Below are 16,941 nucleotides of genomic sequence, written 5' to 3' on the forward strand. Positions count from 1 at the left end.
GGCGCGCTGCCGCAGGGCGGGGCGCCCCACCGTTTCCACCGACTGACCCAGACCGTGAAAGTGAACCACCACCCATGAGCACCTTGGCCACCAAGGACTTGACCATCCGCTTCGGCGGCCACGTGGCGGTCAATGGCGTAACCTGCTCTTTCGAGCCCGGCACGCTGACCGCCATCGTGGGCCCCAACGGCGCAGGCAAGACCACATATTTCAACCTGATCTCCGGGCAGCTGCGTGCCACCAGTGGCAGCGTCACGCTGGGCGGGCAAGACCTCACGGGCCAGTCCGTCTCTGCGCGCACCCATGCGGGCCTGGGCCGGGCGTTCCAGCTCACCAACCTGTTCCCCAACCTCAGCGTGCTCGAAAACGTGCGCCTGGCCGTGCAGGCCACGCAAGAGGGCAAGCACCGCCGGGGCCTGAACCTGTGGAGCATCTGGAGCGACCACCGTGCGCTGACCGAGCGTGCTGAATCCATCCTGCAGACGGTGGCCATGTACGAGCGTCGCGACACGCCCGTGGCCAGCCTGCCGCATGGCGACCAGCGCAAGCTCGAAGTGGCGCTGCTCATGGCGCTGGAGCCGCAGGTCTACATGTTCGACGAGCCCACGGCCGGCATGAGCCACGACGAGGCGCCCGTGATCCTGAACCTGATCCGCGCGCTGAAGAAGGACAAGACCAAGATCATCCTGCTGGTGGAGCACAAGATGGACGTGGTGCGCGAGCTGGCCGACCGCATCATCGTGCTGACCAACGGCACGCTGGTGGCCGACGGCCCACCGGCCGAGGTGATCGCATCGCCCGTGGTGCAGGAAGCCTACCTGGGCGTGACGAAGGAGGCCGCCGTATGACCACCACCAGCAACAACACGGGCAACCTGCTCGAACTCCAGGGCGTGCACACGCACATCGGCGCGTACCACATCCTGCACGGCGTGGATCTGGCCGTGCCCAAGGGCCAGCTCACCATGCTGCTGGGCCGCAACGGCGCGGGCAAGACGACCACGCTGCGCACCATCATGGGCCTGTGGCATGCGTCGAAGGGCTCGGTCCACTTTGCAGGCAAAGACATCACGGCGCTGAACACCCCGCAGATCGCGGGCATGAACATCGCCTACGTGCCCGAGAACATGGGCATCTTTGCCGACCTCACGGTGAAGGAAAACATGCTGCTGGCCGCCCGCAGCGCGCGCAATGCCGCGCAGATGGACGAGGCACGGCTGCAGTGGATCTTCAAGCTCTTCCCAGCCGTGGAGAAGTTCTGGAACCACCCGGCCGGCAAGCTCAGCGGCGGGCAAAAGCAGATGGTGGCCGTGAGCCGCGCCATCGTCGAGCCGCGCGACCTGCTCATCGTGGACGAGCCCAGCAAGGGCCTGGCGCCCGCCATCATCAACAACATGATCGAGGCGTTCGACCAGCTCAAAAAGAGCGGCGTGACCATCCTGCTGGTCGAGCAGAACATCAACTTTGCCAAGCGGCTCGGCGACACCGTGGCCGTGATGGACAACGGCCAAGTGGTGCATGCAGGCAGCATGGCTGCGCTGGCCGAAGACGAAGCACTGCAGCGCTCGCTGCTGGGGTTGGCACTATGAGTTTTGCACCAGATTTCAAGCCTTTTGGGCTGCTAGCGCTTGATGGTAAAGCGCTAGAAGCTATTAAAAATGTAGCAAATGCGCAGATGCCGCCTGCCATGCAAGGAGGCCGCGTATGAGCGCCATCACCCGTGACTTCGACTGGAAGCCCCTGGCCCTGGTGCCCGCGCTCGCGCTGCTGGTGCTGCCCTTTATCGGCTCACCCAGCACCTGGCTCACGCTCACCGTGGCGGGCCTGGCGATGGGCATGATCATCTTCATCATCGCCTCGGGCCTCACGCTGGTGTTCGGCCTGATGGACGTGCTCAACTTCGGCCACGGCGTGTTCATCGCCTTGGGCGCCTTCGTGGCCACCAGCGTGCTGGGCGCCATGGGCGACTACACCCAAAGCGCTGACCTGTGGCGCAACCTGATGGCCGTGCTGCCCGCCATGCTCGTGGCCATGGCCGTGGCTGGGGCCGTGGGCCTGGCGTTCGAGCGCTTCATCGTGCGGCCCGTGTACGGCCAGCACCTGAAGCAGATCCTCATCACCATGGGCGGCATGATCATCGGCGAAGAGCTGATCAAGGTCATCTGGGGCCCCGCGCAGATCCCGCTGCCGCTGCCCGAAGCCATGCGCGGTTCGCTGCTGGTGGGAGATGCCGCCATCGAAAAATACCGCCTGATCGCCGTGGCGGTGGGCCTGGTGGTCTTCGGCGTACTGGCCTGGACGCTGTCGCGCACCAAGGTCGGCCTGCTCATCCGCGCTGGCGTGCAAGACCGCGAGATGGTGGAGAGCCTGGGCTACCGCATCCGCCGCCTGTTCGTGGGCGTGTTCGTGGTGGGCTCGGCCCTGGCGGGCCTGGGCGGCGTGATGTGGGGGCTTTACCAGCAGAACGTGATCCCGCAGATGGGCGCCCAGGTCAATGTGCTGATCTTCATCGTGATCATCATCGGAGGCCTCGGCAGCACGGGTGGTGCGCTCATTGGCGCGCTGCTGGTGGGGCTGATGGCGAATTACACCGGCTTCCTGGTGCCCAAGGTGGCGCTGTTCTCCAACATCGCGTTGATGGTGGCCATCTTGCTGTGGCGACCCCAGGGCGTCTATCCGGTCGCTAACCGCTGAGGAAACAAGACCATGTTGAACCGTCTTCTTTCCAACGACTACCCGCGCAGCAAGGTGCTGGCGGTGATCCTGGTGGCCATCCTCATCGGGCTGGCGTTTGCCCCGTTCCTGTTTCCGGGCGTCAAGGCGCTGTCGGTGGCGGCCAAGGTGCTGATCTTTGTGGTGCTGGTCGCCAGTTTTGACCTGCTGCTGGGCTACACCGGCATCGTGAGCTTTGCGCACACCATGTTCTTTGGCATCGGGGCCTATGGCATCGCAGTGGCCACCACGCGCCTGGGCCCCACCTGGACGGCGCTGGGCGTGGGCATTGGTGGCGCGCTGCTGCTGTCCCTGCTGCTGTCGCTGGCGGTGGGGCTGTTCTCGCTGCGCGTGCGCGCCATCTTCTTTGCCATGATCACGCTGGCGGTGGCCGCTGCGTTCCAGACGCTGGCCTCGCAGCTGTCCGACATCACCGGCGGTGAAGACGGTCTGACCTTCAAGGTGCCCGAATTCCTGTCGCCCAGTTTCGAGCCCTTCGAAGAGCCCTTTCTGGGCGTGACCATCGATGGGCGCCTGATCTGCTACTACCTTCTGTTCGTCACCGCGGTGGCGCTGGTGCTGGCCCTGCTGCGCATCGTCAACTCGCCGTTTGGCCGCGTGCTGCAGGCCATCCGCGAGAACGAATTCCGTGCAGAGGCTATTGGCTACCGCGTGGTGGTGTACCGCACCACATCGAGCGTGCTGTCTGCCCTGTTCGCCACGCTGGCGGGTTGCATGCTGGCGCTCTGGCTGCGCTACAACGGGCCGGACACTTCGCTGAGCTTCGAAATCATGATGGACTGCCTGCTCATCGTGGTGATCGGTGGCATGGGCACCATCTATGGCTCTGCCATCGGGGCGGTGCTCTTCCTGGTGGCGCAAAGCTACCTGCAAGACTTGCTGCGGCTAGGCAGCGAGGCTGCCACGGGTCTGCCCTGGCTGTCGGCATTGCTCTCGCCTGATCGCTGGCTGCTGTGGCTGGGCGTGCTCTTCGTCCTTTCGGTCTATTACTTCCCCACCGGCGTGGTGGGGCGCCTGCGCGCGGCAGCTGCGCGCAAGGCGGGGTGAATGCCCCGGCCGCGCCGGGTGACCGGCGTGGCCTGGGTGTGTGGGTGAGCTGTGCAACAAGACGCAAAGAAAAAATCCAGGAGACAAGCACATGAAGATGAACATCAAGACCCCCCGTTTCCGTCCCGTTTCTCGTCCCCTTTCCCGTCCGTTCCTGCCCGCAGCGCTGGCCGCTGCGGTGCTGGCTGCCTGCGGTGGCAGCAGTGGCGACAGTGCCGCCCCCAACACCAAGCCCGGCTACCTCGGCACCATCAGCGAGACCACGTACGACGGCGCCAGCAATGACCTGCTCACGGCGGGCCTGGGAGCCACGGGCCTGGCCGCTGCCGCGCCCCCTGCGTTTGCTGATCCCCTCAAGCCCACGGCGGCCGAGCTGCGCCGCACGGCCATCCACACCAACTACCGCGCCATGCTCGACATGACGGCAGCCGGTGGTTACGGCACGCTCTACGGCCCCAATGTGGATGCGCAGGGCAAGGTCACCACGGGCGAAGGCAAGGTGGCGGGCACCGAATACATCGCGTTTGCCGACGACGGCACAGGCCGCAAGAACGTCACCCTCATGGTGCAGGTGCCCGCCAGCTTCGACCCCAAGAAGCCCTGCATGATCACCGCCACCACCTCGGGCTCGCGCGGCGTGTATGGCGGCATCTCCACGGGCGAGTGGGGCCTCAAGAAGGGCTGCGCCGTGGCCTACTCGGACAAGGGCACGGGCGGCGCGCCGCATGACCTCATGAACGACACCGTGCCGCTGATCGACGGCACACGCACCACGGCCGCCGCAGCGGGCAAGGCCGCAGCCTTCAACGCAGGTCTCACGGCCACCGAGCTGGCCGCCTTCAACACCGCCACCCCCAACCGCTTTGCCTTCAAGCACGCCCACTCGGGCCAGAACTCTGAGAAGGACTGGGGCACGAGCACGCTGCAGGCCGTGGAGTTTGGCTATTACGTGCTCAACCAGCGCTACGGCGCCACCGACGCAGCGGGCCAGCGCCTCAAGACGCTGACCCCGGCCAACACCATCGTCATCGCATCGAGCATCTCCAACGGCGGTGGCGCGGCCATTGCGGCGGCCGAGTTGGACACGCAGGGCCTGATCAGCGGCGTGGCCGTGTCCGAGCCTGCCATCGAGATGCCGGCCAATCCCGGCGTCACGGTGCGCCGTGGCAGCGCCGATGTGGCTGTCACCGGCAAGACGCTGGTGGACTTCACCACCTACGCCAACCTCTACCAGGCCTGCGCGTCGCTCGCGCCCTCGGTCAGCACCAGCCCTTTTGCGGCGGCGTTTGCGGCCGGGTTTGCCAGCGCTGCGTTGCCCATCGCGCCCAACCGCTGCGCGTCGCTCAAGGCGGCAGGTTTGCTCACAGCCAGCACCACGGCCGCGCAGGCCGAAGAGGCTTTGCAAAAGCTGCGGGCCTATGGCTGGGAACCCGAGTCCAACGACCTGCATGCCTCCATGGCCGCGTTTGAAGTGTCCCCCGCCGTGGCCGTGACCTTTGCCAACGGCCTCTCGCGCGCCAGCGTGCAAGACAACCTCTGCGGCTTCAGCTACGCCGCCACCGCGGCCACTGGCGGGGTCACCCCGCTGGCCGCCGCTGCATTGCCAGGCATGTTTGCCACCGGCAACGGCGTGCCTCCCTCGGGCGGCATCAACCTGGTCAACAACCTTGGCAAGTTCGGGCCCGCGCGAGACTTTCTGTCGTTCTCGGACGCCGGTGTAGCCGACTGGAACCTGAGCGGCGCGCTGTGCCTGCGCAACCTCGTCACGGGCAATGACGCCGCCGCCAAGAAGCTGCAGGCCGGTGTTCAGGAAACCCGCCGCAACGGCAACCTGCGTGGCAAGCCCACCGTCATCGTGCACGGCCGCGCCGACGCACTGCTGCCGGTGAGCCACACCTCGCGCCCCTATGCCGCGCTGAACAAGAAGGTCGAAGGCGCCGCCAGCAAGCTCAGCTATGTGGAAGTGGCCAACGCCCAGCACTTCGACAGCTTCATAGGCCTGCCCACGGTGCTGCCGGGCTATGACAGCCGCTACGTGCCGCTGCATGTGTACCTGAACCACGCGCTCGACGCCGTGTACGACCACCTCGCCAGCGGCAAGGCGCTGCCCGCCAGCCAGGTGGTGCGCACCGTGCCGCGCGGCGGCACACCGGGCAGCGCCCCGGCCATCACCGCCGCCAACGTGCCGCCGCTGGCTACCACGCCTGCTGCCGCCAACGCCATCGCCATCACGGCGGGCGCCATTGCCATCCCCGACTGACCCAAGGAGCTTTGCCAGACGACACACCGTCACCGCCGCCCACCGGGCACGCGTGGGGGCCATCGGCCCTTGCGCCGCCCGTGGGCGCGGCTGCAAGCAACACAAACAGGGGATGAACCGAATGGACAAGGTCAAGACATGGAGCCGCCGTGCGGCGGCAGCACTGGCGGTGCTGTGGGGCGGGGCCACGGCGCCCTTGCTGCACGCCGCCGAGATTGTGGTGGGGCAGGTGGCACCGCTCACCGGCGTGCTGGCCAGCACTGGCGCACAGATGGTGCTGGGCGGCAAGATCTACTTTGACTGGGTGAACGCCCAGGGCGGCGTGCACGGCGCGACCATCCGCCAGGAGGTGGCCGACGACGCTTACAAGGTGGCCGACACCGTGAAGCTCACCCGCGAGATGCTGGCCAAGGCCGAGGTGGTGGCGCTGTATGGCTTTGCGGGCACGGCCAACATCACCCAGCTGCTGGCAGACGGCGTGTTGCAAGAGGGCGGTGCGGCGCTGGTGGCGCCTTACACGGGGGGCGAATCGCTGCGCAACCCGTTCAACCCCTGGATCTTCCATGTGCGCGCAGGCTATGTCGATGAGACCGAGCACATGGTGCAGCAGCTCACCACCCTGGGCATGAACCGTGTGGCCGTGATGTACCAGGACGACGGTTTTGGCAAGGCGGGCCTGGCGGGGGTGGAGGCTGCCTTGGCCAAGCGCAACCTCAAGCTGGTGTTGGCAGCAGGCTACGAACGCAACACTGACAAGGTGGATGAAGCCGTCAAAGCCATCAAGGCCGCCGATGTGCATGCGGTCATCATGATCGCGGTGAACAAGCCTGCGGCGGCCTTCATCCAGCGCTACCGCGAGCAGGGCGGCGGCGCTCAGCTGTACAACATCTCGGTGGTGGACCCGACCGAGCTGGTCAAGCTGGCGGGCCTGAAAAACGCGCACGGCCTGGGTATCAGCCAGGTGGTGCCGTACCCCTACCGGCCCCAGTTGCCAGTGGTGCGTGAATACCAGTCGCTGCTCAAGAAGTACGCCCCCGAGGCCGAGGTCAACTACACCAGCTTCGAGCAGTTCCTGGGCGCCAAGGTGCTGGTCGAGGCCCTGCGCCGTGCCGGGCCCGCGCCCACGCGCGCCAAGGTCGTCAAGGCGCTGGAGTCGCTGCAAAGCTTTGACCTCGGCGGCATCACGCTGGGCTACTCCCCCACCAACCGCATCGGCTCACGGTATGTCGAGGTCACTGTCATTGGCAGCAATGGTCGCCTCATGAAGTGAGCCGCCGATCCTTTTTTATTCTTTGTTCCACAAGGTCGCCATCATGTCCCCCACCTCGCGCTACCTCACCTGCGCTGGCTATGAAATCCACACCACGGAGTGGGGTGCGCCCGACGCGCCGGTGGTGATTGCCTGGCACGGCCTGGCGCGCACCGGGCGCGACATGGACCCCCTGGCCGCCCACCTCGCGTCCCGCTATCGCGTGATCTGCCCCGACACCCTGGGTCGGGGCCTGAGCCAGTGGGCGCGTGCACCGCAGGACGAATACCGCCTCTCGTTCTACGCGCGCATTGCGGCCGATTTGTTCGACCAATTGGGTGTCGAGAAAGCGCACTGGGTGGGCACGTCGATGGGCGGGGCCATCGGCACCGTGTGCGCCTCGGGTTTGTTCGAGCCGCAGCTCAAGGGCCGCATCCAGAGCCTGCTGCTCAATGACAACGCCCCGCGCCTGGCCGACGCCGCGCTGGAGCGCATCAAGGCCTACGCAGGCCACCCGCCCGCGTTCGACACCGTGCGGGAGCTGGAGGCGTTCTTCCGGCAGGTCTACACGCCCTACGGCTGGCTCAGCGATGCGCAGTGGCGCCTGCTGACCGAGAGCAGCACCCGCCGCCTGCCCGACGGCCGCGTGACGCCGCATTACGACCCGGCCATGGTGCAGCAGTTCACCCACCACACCAACGACTACCTGATCTGGGACCACTACGACGCACTCGACATCCCCGTGTTGTGCCTGCGTGGCGAAGAGTCGGACCTGGTGCTGCGCGACACCACCGCCGAGATGCTGACCCGGGGCCCCGGCGCACGTGGCCTGGCGCAGGTGGTGGAGGTGCCCGGCTGCGGCCACGCGCCCGCGCTCAATGTGCCGGAGCACTACGCACTGGTGGATGGCTTTCTGGCCCGCGCATCCTGAGCGGACAGCGGGGAGCTGCGCAGCGTTGAACGGGAGGGCGCGGCGCAGTACATTGGGCTCAGTCCACTGAACCCGTTGCCATGAAACCTCTGCTGCTCATCGCCTCGCACCTGCTCACCCTGGTCATCGGGTTTGCGCTGGGTGTGTATGTGCTGCCGATCCTGATCGCGCCCGACGCCCCCACGCAGCAGGAGATCCAGTCAAGCCAGCCCGCTGCGCAATGGACTGCCACGTTCCGCCGTGACCTGAAAGACAGCGACGCCCTGCACTGGGGCGAAGGCGCCGTGTCCATCAGCCCGCAGGCCATCAGCCTAGTGGGCAAGCTGGCCCCGGGGCCGGACTACAAGCTCTACCTGTCGCCCGAGTTTGTCGAGACCGAGGCCGACTTCAAACGCCTCAAGCCCCAGATGCTGCGCGTGGGCGATGTGAAGACGTTCAACAACTTCATCGTCCCGCTGCCGCAGGGCGTGGACCCGGCCAAGTTCAACACGGTGATTGTGTGGTGCGAAACCTTCAGCGAGTTCATCACCGCTGCGAAGTACCAATAACCAGGGGACGGACGAAAGCGGGTGTCACTGGCCGATCTGCGCCAGCGCAGCCTGCAGCCCCGCCAGCCCGCCCACGCGCTGGTTGTTGATGAAGATCTGCGGCATCTGCCGCACCGAAGGCCCGCACTTGGCATAAAACGCCAGGCGCTCGGCCTCGTCGTCGATCTTGATTTCCTCAAAAGGCAGGGAGTGCGACTGCAGCAGCTTCTTGGCCGAATCGCATTGGGGGCAGGCGGATTTGGAGTAAACGGTGATTTGAAAAGTCATGGCCGGAGTTTACGGGTGGGCCATGGCAAGCGCCCGCGCCGGGCTTTCGCCACAACAGCGTTTGTGATGGCAGAATACCAACTGGTTTGTTTTGTGACCAATTGGTAATTTATGCCCTTCTTCCTATCCTGCTTCCGCCGCTGCGCCTGGTTGGGGCTTGCTGTGGCGTTGCTTGCCTTGAGTGGCTGCTCGTCCACCCGCCCGCCCGAGGGCATCACCCCCGTCACCCCGTTTGACCTAGCCCGTTATGAGGGCCGCTGGTACGAGGTGGCCCGGCTTGACCACTCGTTCGAGCGCGGCATGACGGATGTGAGCGCCACTTACCAGCGCCAGGCGGACGGCAGCGTGCGCGTGCTCAACCGGGGCTTTGACACCGGCAAGAACGACTGGCGCCAGGCGGAAGGCAAAGCGCTGTTCACGGGCGATGCCAACACTGCATCGCTCAAGGTGTCGTTCTTTGGTCCCTTTTACGGCGGCTACCACGTGGCCGCGCTGGATGCCAACTACCAGTGGGCTCTGGTAGTGGGGCCGGACCGCAGTTACTGCTGGATCCTGTCGCGCACCAAGCAACTGCCCCCCGGTGTGCGCGAGCAGCTCATCGCCCGCGCCAGCGCGCTGGGCATCGACACCCAGGACCTGATCTGGGTGACCCACGAACGCACAGACCCTCAGCCATGATCAGCACCGCGACCCCTTTGCCCATCGCCGTTGTGGGTGCAGGCCTGGCAGGCTTGTCGTGCGCACAGGCGCTGCTGCAGGCGGGGCACACGGTGCATGTGTTCGACAAATCCCGTGGCCCGTCTGGCCGTATGAGCACCCGCCGCGCCGAAGATGAAAGCGGCCCCTGGCAGTGCGACCACGGCGCCCAGTATTTCACTGCCCGCGACCCGGCCTTTCGCGCCGAGGTGGCCCGCTGGCAGCAAGCCGGTGTGGCGGCTTTGTGGGATGCCCAGCTGGCCAGCTTTGACGGCAACGCCTGGACCACCCCGGTCACCCCGCTGGAGCGATTTGTGGGCACACCGCGCATGACGTCGCCCGCCGCCTGGCTGGTGCAGCATCTGGGCGAGCCTGCGCTGGCGCAGTGGCAAACCACCGTGCAGCGGCTGGACCACAGCGAGGGCGGGTGGACCATCACCTCGGCAGAACATGGCCCGCACAGCCCGCGTTACAGCGCAGTGCTGCTGGCCGTGCCCGCCCCGCAGGCCGTGCCCTTGCTGGCCCCAGTGTCCCCCGCAGGCGCCGCCTTGGCCGCCAGTGCACGCATGCGTGGCAGCTGGGCCGTGATGCTGCGCTACGCCAGCCCCGTGGCCCTGCCGTGGGAGGGGGCGTTCATCAACACCGGCCCCCTGCGCTGGGTGGCGCGCGACAGCAGCAAACCCGGCCGCACGGGGCAAGAAACCTGGCTGCTGCACGCCAGCCCCGAATGGAGCGAAGCCCACATCGAAGACAGCGCTGAGGCCGTCACCGCCGCCCTGCTCGCCGCCTTTGCCGCCCTGGGTGGCCCCGCACCTTTGGCCGCCACCGCCCACCGCTGGCGCTATGCCGACACCGAACCCGCGCTCACGCAGGGCAGCTGGTGGGATGCGCAAATGCGCCTGGGCCTGTGTGGCGACTGGCTCCATGGCGGCAAGGTCGAAGGTGCGTGGCTCAGCGGGCGTGCGCTGGCCCAGCAGGTGTTGAAGCCTGCGTAACCCACCCACAGGCCCGCCATGCGCATGCGCAAAAAATCAGACCTTCCACAGAAGACTTGCCAACACTGCGGCCTGCCCTTCACCTGGCGCAAGAAGTGGGAGAAAGTGTGGGACGAGGTGAAGTACTGCTCCGACCGCTGCCGCAGCGAACGAAAGCGCACCGGTAAAGCTGCGGAGGAGGGCGCTGCATGAGCGCCGTGCTGTTCTGGTTTCGCAACGACCTGCGGCTGCACGACCAGCCCGCGCTGCACGCAGCGCTCACCAGCGGGGCTACGCATCTGCTGCCCTTGGTGTGCCTGCCCGCGCCCGATGAACGCACGCCCTGGGGTTTTGCCCGCGTCGGCTCCCACCGTCGCGCCTTCACTGCCGCGGCGCTGCGCGGTCTGCATCAACAGACGAGTGCATTGGGCAACCCGCTGCTGATCTGTCAGACCCCACCCGCCACCGCCTTGCCACAACTGGCCCAGGCTGTGGGGGCCACCACCGTGGTGTGCGAAGACATTGCCGCCCCCTACGAACAGGCAGAGGTCGCTGCCCTGCGCGCGGCAGGCCTGCAGGTGCGTACCCTATGGCACAGCAGCCTGCTGCACCCGGCCGACATGCCCTGGCCTGCCTCTGACCTGCCCGGTGTGTTCACTGCGTTTCGCCAAAAGGTCGAGCGTGCAGGCATTACCCCCGCTGCACCACTGCCAGCACCCGCCCGGCTGCTGCCACCGCCCCAAGTGCCTGCGCCCGTGTTGCAAGCCGTGGGCGCAGAGCAGGGCGCTGCCAGCATCCAGCAAGCCGCATCGCCCCAGGGCAGTGATGCCCGCTCATCCTTCCCCTACGGCACACCTGCATGCGATGGCAGCGAGGCTGCCGCGCTGGCCCACTTGGCGCAGCACCTTGCCCGCAAGCTGCCCCACAGCTACAAGGACACGCGCAACGGGCTCACGGGGCTCCATTACTCCAGCAAGTTCTCGCCCTGGCTGGCCACGGGGGCGCTCTCGCCGCGCCAGATCTATGCCGATCTAAAAACCTTTGAGCGCGACCACGGCGCCAACGATGGCACCTACTGGCTGTGGTTTGAACTGCTGTGGCGCGACTACTTTCGGCTGCTGCACCTGCAATACGGCGCAGCGCTGTACCGGGCGCGGGGGCTGTCAGAACTGCCACACGCCCCACTCAGCCCGCGCGGCTTTGAACGCTGGTGCCGGGGCGAGACGGGCGAGCCGCTGGTCGATGCCGCCATGCGTGAGCTGGCTGCCACCGGGTATCTGAGCAACCGCCTGCGCCAGGTGGTTGCCAGTTACCTCATCTACGACCTGCACAGCGACTGGCGCGCTGGCGCCGCGTGGTTTGAATCGCAACTGGTGGACTACGACGTGTACAGCAACCAGGCCAACTGGCTCTACATCGCCGGGCGCGGCACCGACCCGCGCGGGGGCCGCCGCTTCAACCCCACCAAGCAGGCGCAAGACCACGATGCCGACGGCAGCTACCGCCGCCTATGGGGCACGGCATGAGCACGCCACAACCCTCTACCCCACAGCGTGCCCACACGCTTCGCCTGCTTCTGGGCGACCAGCTTAACCCCGAGCATTCATGGTTTGCCACGCCGGACGAAGGCGTGGTCTACGTGCTGATGGAAGTGCGGCAAGAGACCGACTATGTGCTGCACCACGCGCAAAAAATCCTCGCCATTTTTGCCGCCATGCGCGACTTGGCCCGCCACCTGCGCGAGGCTGGGCACCGCGTGCGCTATGTGGCGATTGACGATGCCAGCACCCGCCAGTCCATCCCCGACAACCTGGCAGCTCTCATGGCCCACTACGGCGCGCAAACGCTGCAATACCAGCACCCTGACGAATGGCGGCTGGACGAGCAATTGCGCACCTGGGGTGCAGAGCAACCCTTTGCCGTGCAGTCCGTCAGCAGCGAGCACTTCTACACCACCCGCACCGAAATGGCCGAGGTGTTCCAAGGCCGCAAGCAGTGGCTGATGGAGCATTTCTACCGCCGCATGCGCCAGCGCTACAGCGTGCTGATCGACGCGGCGGGCGAGCCCGAAGGCGGGCAGTGGAACTACGACCACGACAACCGCAAGCCTTGGCCCGGCACCCCTGCACTGCCGCCCGACGCCCGCCCCACGCACGACCACAGCGCCCTGTGGGCCACCCTCCAGGCCGCAGGCGTGCAAAGCTTTGGCAACCCGCAGGCCCATGCACTGCGCTGGCCGCTGAACCGGGCCGAGGCACTGGCGTGGCTCGACCACTTCATCACCACCACGCTGCCGCACTTTGGCGCGTACGAAGACGCGATGAGCACGCAGAGCGCGCGGCTCTTTCACTCCCTGCTGTCCTTCGCACTCAACACCAAAATGCTGCGCCCGCACGAGGTGGTGCAGCGCGCCCAAGCCGCTTACCACGCAGGCACTGCGCCCCTGCCTGCCGTGGAGGGCTTCATCCGCCAGATATTGGGTTGGCGCGAATACGTGCGCGGCATCTACTGGGCCCACATGCCTGGCTACGACGAGCGCAACGCCCTGGGCCACCACACGCCGCTGCCGGATTGGTTCTGGACGGGCAACACCCGCATGCGCTGCATGCAGCACGCCTTGGGCCAGTCGCTTCAGGATGCATACGCCCACCACATCCAGCGCCTCATGGTCATCGGCAACTTTGCGCTGCTGGCGGGGCTCGAACCTGCCGCCGTGCACCGCTGGTACCTGGGCGTTTACATCGACGCCTTTGAATGGGTGGAAGTGCCCAACACCGTGGGCATGAGCCAGTTTGCCGACGGCGGCTTGCTGGCCACCAAACCCTATGTGAGCAGCGCCGCCTACATCGACCGCATGAGCGACTACTGCAGCGGCTGCCACTACGACAAGAAGCTCAAGGTGGGTGACCGCGCCTGCCCGTACAACGCCCTGTACTGGGATTTTTTTGCGCGCAACGAAGGCACGCTGGGCAACAACTTCCGCCTCGGCATGGTGTACCGCCAGCTGCAAAAGATGCAGGGCCCGCAGCTCGATACGCTGCGTGAGCATGCGGCCAGCTTGCGCACGCGGCTGGATGCGCTGTAGCCCGCCTGCCCATCACCCCACGAAACCCCCACCGCAGGACCGCGCTATGTCTAACCCACAGCCACCCGCCTCGCCGTTCGCGTCCCTGCAGTCCCTGCCCGACGGTTACTGCGCCCTGGTCATCGGCTCTACCGGCGCCATCGGCAGCGCCTTCCTCGCCCACTTGCAGGCCGATCCGCGCTGCGCACTGGTCGTGGGCCTGGGCCGCCACACCGGCCCGGCGGTGGACTTGGACGACGAAGCCACCATTGCCCACGCCGCCCAGCAACTCAAGGCCCAGGGCCCCTGGCACTGCATCATCCACGCCGCTGGCCTGCTGCACGGCCCCCACGGCATGCCTGAAAAGCGCCTGGGCCAATTGAACTACGCGCAGATGGAAGCCACCTTCCGCACCAACACCTTTGGCCCCGCTCTCGTGCTGGCCCACTTTGCACCGCTGCTGCCCAAGCAGGGGCGCGGCCTGCTGGCCGTGCTCTCGGCCAAGGTGGGCAGCATTGGCGACAACCGCCTGGGCGGCTGGTACAGCTACCGCGCCAGCAAGGCCGCGCTCAACATGCTGGTCAAAACGGCGTCCATCGAAGTGGCGCGCACCCACCCGCAGGCGGTGCTGGTGGCGCTGCACCCGGGCACCGTCAACTCGGCCTTGTCGGCCCCGTTCAATGGCGCGGAGATTGGCCGCCCGGCAGCCGATGCGGCGGGCGACATGCTGCGGGTGCTGGATGGGTTGCCGGTGGAGGAAACGGGGTGCTTTTACGCCTACAGCGGCGACAAGCTGCCGTGGTGATGGCGACGTGGATTGCTATGGTTTTGATACCGATGGTGCAATACCAGCGGGCGGTAGCAGCCCTTTCAAGCAATTTCTCATGATGTAGCTGTTTTCCCGCTAGTACCAGCCTGGGGGCAGCGACAACGTCTGGGCGCAAGCCCATCGAACCACGTCGCACGGGTGCTTCATGCTGCATGCATGGAGAATGCCGCATGCTCTCACCAACCTCGCAGGACCTCAGCCCGATTGCCTCGCACACCACAGCCGCTGCCTCTGCCGTGAGTGTTTGGGTGGCGCAGCACTACGGCCTGCCAGTGCAGCAGTGCTACCTGATCCGCCGCAACCTCAATGACAACTACGCCGTGCGGGCCGCGGATGGCAGCCGCTACGTGGCGCGGCTTTGCGCCATCCGGCCGCGCGGTCCGTTCAATGTGGATTTCGAGGTCGCGCTGCTGGACCACCTGCACGCACAGGGTGTGGGCGTGGCCACGCCGGTCCTGGCGGCGAATGGTGCTGCCAGCGTTACCCTGCCGTTCCCTGAGGGGCCGCGTGCGCTGGTCCTGTTTCGCCACTGCGACGGCGCCGTGCCCGATACGCCAGAAGAACTGCACTTGACTGGCGCCACGCTGGCGCAAATTCACCGCGCCGCGCAAAGCTACGCAGGCCCCGCAAGCCGCTATGTGCTGGACGGCCACCACCTTGCAGGCCGCACGCTGGACTACCTTGCCGCCCATCCCGAGATCGACCCTGCCGTGCTCGATGCCTACCGGCAACTGATTGAGCGCCTTCTGAGCGAGCTGGCGGAAGTTGAGGGCACCTTGACCCGCGTGATGTGCCACGGCGACACGCATGGCTTCAACAACCATGTGACCACCGATGCCGATGGTGTGCAGCGCGCCGCCTTCTTTGACTTTGACGACGCCGGACCAGGGTTCCTGACCTATGACCTGTGTGTGTGGCTGTGGTCGAACCTGCCGCGCAAGGCCCCCATGGAGCCCGACGAAGCCTTGCTCAAGCGCTGGCAGCAGTACCTGGCCGGCTACCGCGCAGGGGGCGGCCTTGTCACAGATGCCGACCTCGCTGCCTTGCCGCTCTTCGTGCAATTGCGGCACCTGTGGAACATGGGGGAGGGCGTGGCGCGCATCCACCACTGGGGCGCCAACATGATGTCTGCCGACTGGATCAAGAAGCAGCCCGATGTGATGGCCGCCTGGGCCCGCCTGGAGTTGCCACCCGGCTGATGCGGCAATCTCCTCGTGCAGGCCATCCCTAAATCGCAGGGTAGCTGCCCGTGCCCCCCGGCCACGCTGTAAGCACCTCAAAGCCGCTGTCTGTCACAGCCACCATGTGCTCCCACTGAGCCGAGAGCGACCGGTCCTTGGTCACCACCGTCCAGCCATCGGCCAGCTCCTTGGTCTCGCGCTGGCCTGCGTTCAGCATGGGCTCGATGGTGAAGACCATACCCGCCTCCAGCCGCAGTCCCTGGCCGCGCCGCCCGTAGTGCAGCACCTGGGGCTCGTCGTGGTACACGGTGCCAATGCCGTGGCCGCAGTACTCGCGCACCACGCTGAAGTTCTCGCGCTGCGCCACCGTGGCAATGGCGTGGCCCACATCGCCCAGCGTGGCACCGGGCTTCACCGTGCGGATGCCCGCGCACAGCGCCTCGTACGTGGTGCGCACCAGCCGCTGGGCCAGCACGCTGGGCGTGCCCACGCAGAACATGCGGCTGGTGTCGCCGTACCAGCCGTCTTTTTCCACCGCCACATCAATGTTCACGATGTCGCCCTTCTTCAGCATCTGCTGGGGCGAGGGAATGCCGTGGCACACCACATGGTTCACCGAGGTCAGCACTGTCTTGGGGTACCCCAGGTAGCCCACATTGGCAGGCCGCGCGCCCTGCACGTTCACGATGTGGTCGTGGCACAGGCGGTCCAACGCGTCGGTGGTCACGCCCGGCACTACATGCGGCTCAATCATCGCCAGCACCTCGGCCGCCAGCTGCGCCGCCCGCCGCGCCATCACCAGTTCTTCGGCCGAGCGGATCGGCACCCCACGGTCAGCGCGGGCCATCAGTGCGGCTGCTTTCTGGCGCGTGCGGTGGGAGCAGCGTCTGCAGCAGGCTTGCTGTCCAGCGCACCCCGCGCCGCCAGCGCCACATCCAGCCCACCCGCCAGCTCGGCCCGCACCAGCATCTGGCAAATCTCGCGGTGGTCCAGGTCGGGGTACATCTCGGCCAGCATGCCCACGCGCATCCAGTGCTCGGCCTGGGAGTTAATGGAACGGCTCAGCGCCGTGCTGGCCAGACGCAGGTTTTCGTGCATCTGGTCGGAAATTTTTACTATGCCCATGGGGTGCTGCCTTTAAGCGAAACGTATTTGAATTGTAT

The 16,941-nt window shown here is 66.4% G+C and carries 18 protein-coding genes; 15 read left to right on the forward strand and 3 right to left on the reverse strand.

Going from position 1 to position 16,941, the window contains the following annotated elements:
• The first annotated feature begins 74 nt into the window (after positions 1–74).
• The 8 genes from LPA35_RS00835 to LPA35_RS00870 all read left to right on the forward strand — a co-directional run bounded on the left by LPA35_RS00835 (position 75) and on the right by LPA35_RS00870 (position 8,767).
• Positions 75–848, forward strand: coding sequence for an ABC transporter ATP-binding protein (locus LPA35_RS00835; protein ID WP_228894470.1), 774 nt, complete (start codon positions 75–77; stop codon positions 846–848).
• Entirely contained in the window at positions 845–1,588 is a 744-nt protein-coding gene (locus LPA35_RS00840; protein WP_121506991.1) for an ABC transporter ATP-binding protein, read from the forward strand. Before LPA35_RS00835 ends, LPA35_RS00840 begins: the two co-directional genes overlap by 4 nt.
• A gap of 115 nt (positions 1,589–1,703) precedes the next feature.
• Positions 1,704–2,693, forward strand: a complete 990-nt coding sequence (locus LPA35_RS00845; protein WP_055400436.1) for a branched-chain amino acid ABC transporter permease — start codon at positions 1,704–1,706, stop codon at positions 2,691–2,693.
• A gap of 12 nt (positions 2,694–2,705) precedes the next feature.
• On the forward strand, positions 2,706–3,779 hold the full coding sequence (locus tag LPA35_RS00850; protein ID WP_121419556.1) for a branched-chain amino acid ABC transporter permease: 1,074 nt from the start codon (positions 2,706–2,708) through the stop codon (positions 3,777–3,779).
• A gap of 91 nt (positions 3,780–3,870) precedes the next feature.
• Complete coding sequence (locus tag LPA35_RS00855; RefSeq protein ID WP_228894474.1) at positions 3,871–6,039, forward strand: D-(-)-3-hydroxybutyrate oligomer hydrolase; 2,169 nt, start codon at positions 3,871–3,873, stop codon at positions 6,037–6,039.
• 121 nt (positions 6,040–6,160) lie between these two features.
• Positions 6,161–7,309, forward strand: a complete 1,149-nt coding sequence (locus LPA35_RS00860; RefSeq protein WP_228894475.1) for an ABC transporter substrate-binding protein — start codon at positions 6,161–6,163, stop codon at positions 7,307–7,309.
• Positions 7,310–7,352: 43 nt separating this feature from the next.
• Entirely contained in the window at positions 7,353–8,219 is an 867-nt protein-coding gene (locus LPA35_RS00865; RefSeq protein ID WP_121419559.1) for an alpha/beta fold hydrolase, read from the forward strand.
• An 80-nt stretch (positions 8,220–8,299) separates the two neighbouring features.
• The gene (locus LPA35_RS00870; protein WP_228894484.1) at positions 8,300–8,767 is read left to right on the forward strand and encodes a DM13 domain-containing protein; all 468 of its coding nucleotides are present in this window, start codon (positions 8,300–8,302) and stop codon (positions 8,765–8,767) included.
• Between the two features lie 24 nt (positions 8,768–8,791).
• Here the strand turns inward: LPA35_RS00870 and LPA35_RS00875 are convergent, their stop codons facing one another.
• Positions 8,792–9,034: a glutaredoxin gene (locus tag LPA35_RS00875; RefSeq protein WP_228894486.1), complete on the reverse strand. Its 243-nt coding sequence runs from the start codon at positions 9,032–9,034 to the stop codon at positions 8,792–8,794.
• A gap of 111 nt (positions 9,035–9,145) precedes the next feature.
• Here LPA35_RS00875 and LPA35_RS00880 point away from each other — a divergent pair, with 111 nt between their 5' ends.
• The 7 genes from LPA35_RS00880 (at position 9,146) to LPA35_RS00910 (ending at position 15,796) form a co-directional block, all read left to right on the forward strand.
• The gene (locus LPA35_RS00880; protein WP_121419560.1) at positions 9,146–9,712 is read left to right on the forward strand and encodes a lipocalin family protein; all 567 of its coding nucleotides are present in this window, start codon (positions 9,146–9,148) and stop codon (positions 9,710–9,712) included.
• Positions 9,709–10,725 (forward strand): NAD(P)/FAD-dependent oxidoreductase, encoded by a 1,017-nt coding sequence (locus LPA35_RS00885; RefSeq protein WP_228894488.1) that lies wholly within the window; start codon positions 9,709–9,711, stop codon positions 10,723–10,725. The genes LPA35_RS00880 and LPA35_RS00885 overlap by 4 nt, the downstream gene beginning before the upstream one ends.
• Positions 10,726–10,743: 18 nt before the next feature.
• The gene (locus LPA35_RS00890) at positions 10,744–10,917 is read left to right on the forward strand and encodes a DUF2256 domain-containing protein (RefSeq protein ID WP_228894491.1); all 174 of its coding nucleotides are present in this window, start codon (positions 10,744–10,746) and stop codon (positions 10,915–10,917) included.
• Complete coding sequence (locus LPA35_RS00895; RefSeq protein WP_228894493.1) at positions 10,914–12,230, forward strand: DASH family cryptochrome; 1,317 nt, start codon at positions 10,914–10,916, stop codon at positions 12,228–12,230. The genes LPA35_RS00890 and LPA35_RS00895 overlap by 4 nt, the downstream gene beginning before the upstream one ends.
• Entirely contained in the window at positions 12,227–13,789 is a 1,563-nt protein-coding gene (locus LPA35_RS00900) for a cryptochrome/photolyase family protein (RefSeq protein WP_228894495.1), read from the forward strand. Before LPA35_RS00895 ends, LPA35_RS00900 begins: the two co-directional genes overlap by 4 nt.
• 46 nt (positions 13,790–13,835) lie before the next feature.
• Entirely contained in the window at positions 13,836–14,573 is a 738-nt protein-coding gene (locus LPA35_RS00905; protein WP_228894496.1) for an SDR family NAD(P)-dependent oxidoreductase, read from the forward strand.
• A gap of 194 nt (positions 14,574–14,767) precedes the next feature.
• A complete protein-coding gene (locus LPA35_RS00910; RefSeq protein WP_228894497.1) occupies positions 14,768–15,796 on the forward strand; it encodes a phosphotransferase enzyme family protein in 1,029 nt (342 codons plus the stop codon).
• 28 nt (positions 15,797–15,824) lie between these two features.
• Here LPA35_RS00910 and map read toward each other — a convergent pair whose 3' ends face one another.
• A complete protein-coding gene (gene map / locus LPA35_RS00915) occupies positions 15,825–16,625 on the reverse strand; it encodes a type I methionyl aminopeptidase (protein ID WP_228894498.1) in 801 nt (266 codons plus the stop codon).
• A complete protein-coding gene (locus LPA35_RS00920; RefSeq protein WP_228894499.1) occupies positions 16,625–16,903 on the reverse strand; it encodes a ParD-like family protein in 279 nt (92 codons plus the stop codon). Before LPA35_RS00920 ends, map begins: the two co-directional genes overlap by 1 nt.
• Positions 16,904–16,941: the final 38 nt, after the last annotated feature.

This window comes from Acidovorax sp. Leaf73 (genome assembly GCF_916855635.1).
GTDB classification, from domain to species: Bacteria; Pseudomonadota; Gammaproteobacteria; order Burkholderiales; family Burkholderiaceae_C; genus Acidovorax; species Acidovorax facilis.

Excerpts from the sequence above, each read along its gene's own strand:
- LPA35_RS00875 (WP_228894486.1), bottom strand. The coding sequence starts at position 9,034 with ATGACTTTTCAAATCACCGTTTACTCCAAATCCGCCTGCCCCCAATGC.
- LPA35_RS00905 (WP_228894496.1), top strand. The coding sequence starts at position 13,836 with ATGTCTAACCCACAGCCACCCGCCTCGCCGTTCGCGTCCCTGCAGTCC.
- LPA35_RS00860 (WP_228894475.1), top strand. The coding sequence starts at position 6,161 with ATGGACAAGGTCAAGACATGGAGCCGCCGTGCGGCGGCAGCACTGGCG.
- LPA35_RS00895 (WP_228894493.1), top strand. The coding sequence starts at position 10,914 with ATGAGCGCCGTGCTGTTCTGGTTTCGCAACGACCTGCGGCTGCACGAC.
- LPA35_RS00885 (WP_228894488.1), top strand. The coding sequence starts at position 9,709 with ATGATCAGCACCGCGACCCCTTTGCCCATCGCCGTTGTGGGTGCAGGC.
- map (WP_228894498.1), bottom strand. The coding sequence starts at position 16,625 with ATGGCCCGCGCTGACCGTGGGGTGCCGATCCGCTCGGCCGAAGAACTG.
- LPA35_RS00880 (WP_121419560.1), top strand. The coding sequence starts at position 9,146 with ATGCCCTTCTTCCTATCCTGCTTCCGCCGCTGCGCCTGGTTGGGGCTT.
- LPA35_RS00850 (WP_121419556.1), top strand. The coding sequence starts at position 2,706 with ATGTTGAACCGTCTTCTTTCCAACGACTACCCGCGCAGCAAGGTGCTG.
- LPA35_RS00910 (WP_228894497.1), top strand. The coding sequence starts at position 14,768 with ATGCTCTCACCAACCTCGCAGGACCTCAGCCCGATTGCCTCGCACACC.
- LPA35_RS00920 (WP_228894499.1), bottom strand. The coding sequence starts at position 16,903 with ATGGGCATAGTAAAAATTTCCGACCAGATGCACGAAAACCTGCGTCTG.
- LPA35_RS00865 (WP_121419559.1), top strand. The coding sequence starts at position 7,353 with ATGTCCCCCACCTCGCGCTACCTCACCTGCGCTGGCTATGAAATCCAC.
- LPA35_RS00855 (WP_228894474.1), top strand. The coding sequence starts at position 3,871 with ATGAAGATGAACATCAAGACCCCCCGTTTCCGTCCCGTTTCTCGTCCC.
- LPA35_RS00890 (WP_228894491.1), top strand. The coding sequence starts at position 10,744 with ATGCGCATGCGCAAAAAATCAGACCTTCCACAGAAGACTTGCCAACAC.
- LPA35_RS00845 (WP_055400436.1), top strand. The coding sequence starts at position 1,704 with ATGAGCGCCATCACCCGTGACTTCGACTGGAAGCCCCTGGCCCTGGTG.
- LPA35_RS00900 (WP_228894495.1), top strand. The coding sequence starts at position 12,227 with ATGAGCACGCCACAACCCTCTACCCCACAGCGTGCCCACACGCTTCGC.
- LPA35_RS00870 (WP_228894484.1), top strand. The coding sequence starts at position 8,300 with ATGAAACCTCTGCTGCTCATCGCCTCGCACCTGCTCACCCTGGTCATC.
- LPA35_RS00835 (WP_228894470.1), top strand. The coding sequence starts at position 75 with ATGAGCACCTTGGCCACCAAGGACTTGACCATCCGCTTCGGCGGCCAC.
- LPA35_RS00840 (WP_121506991.1), top strand. The coding sequence starts at position 845 with ATGACCACCACCAGCAACAACACGGGCAACCTGCTCGAACTCCAGGGC.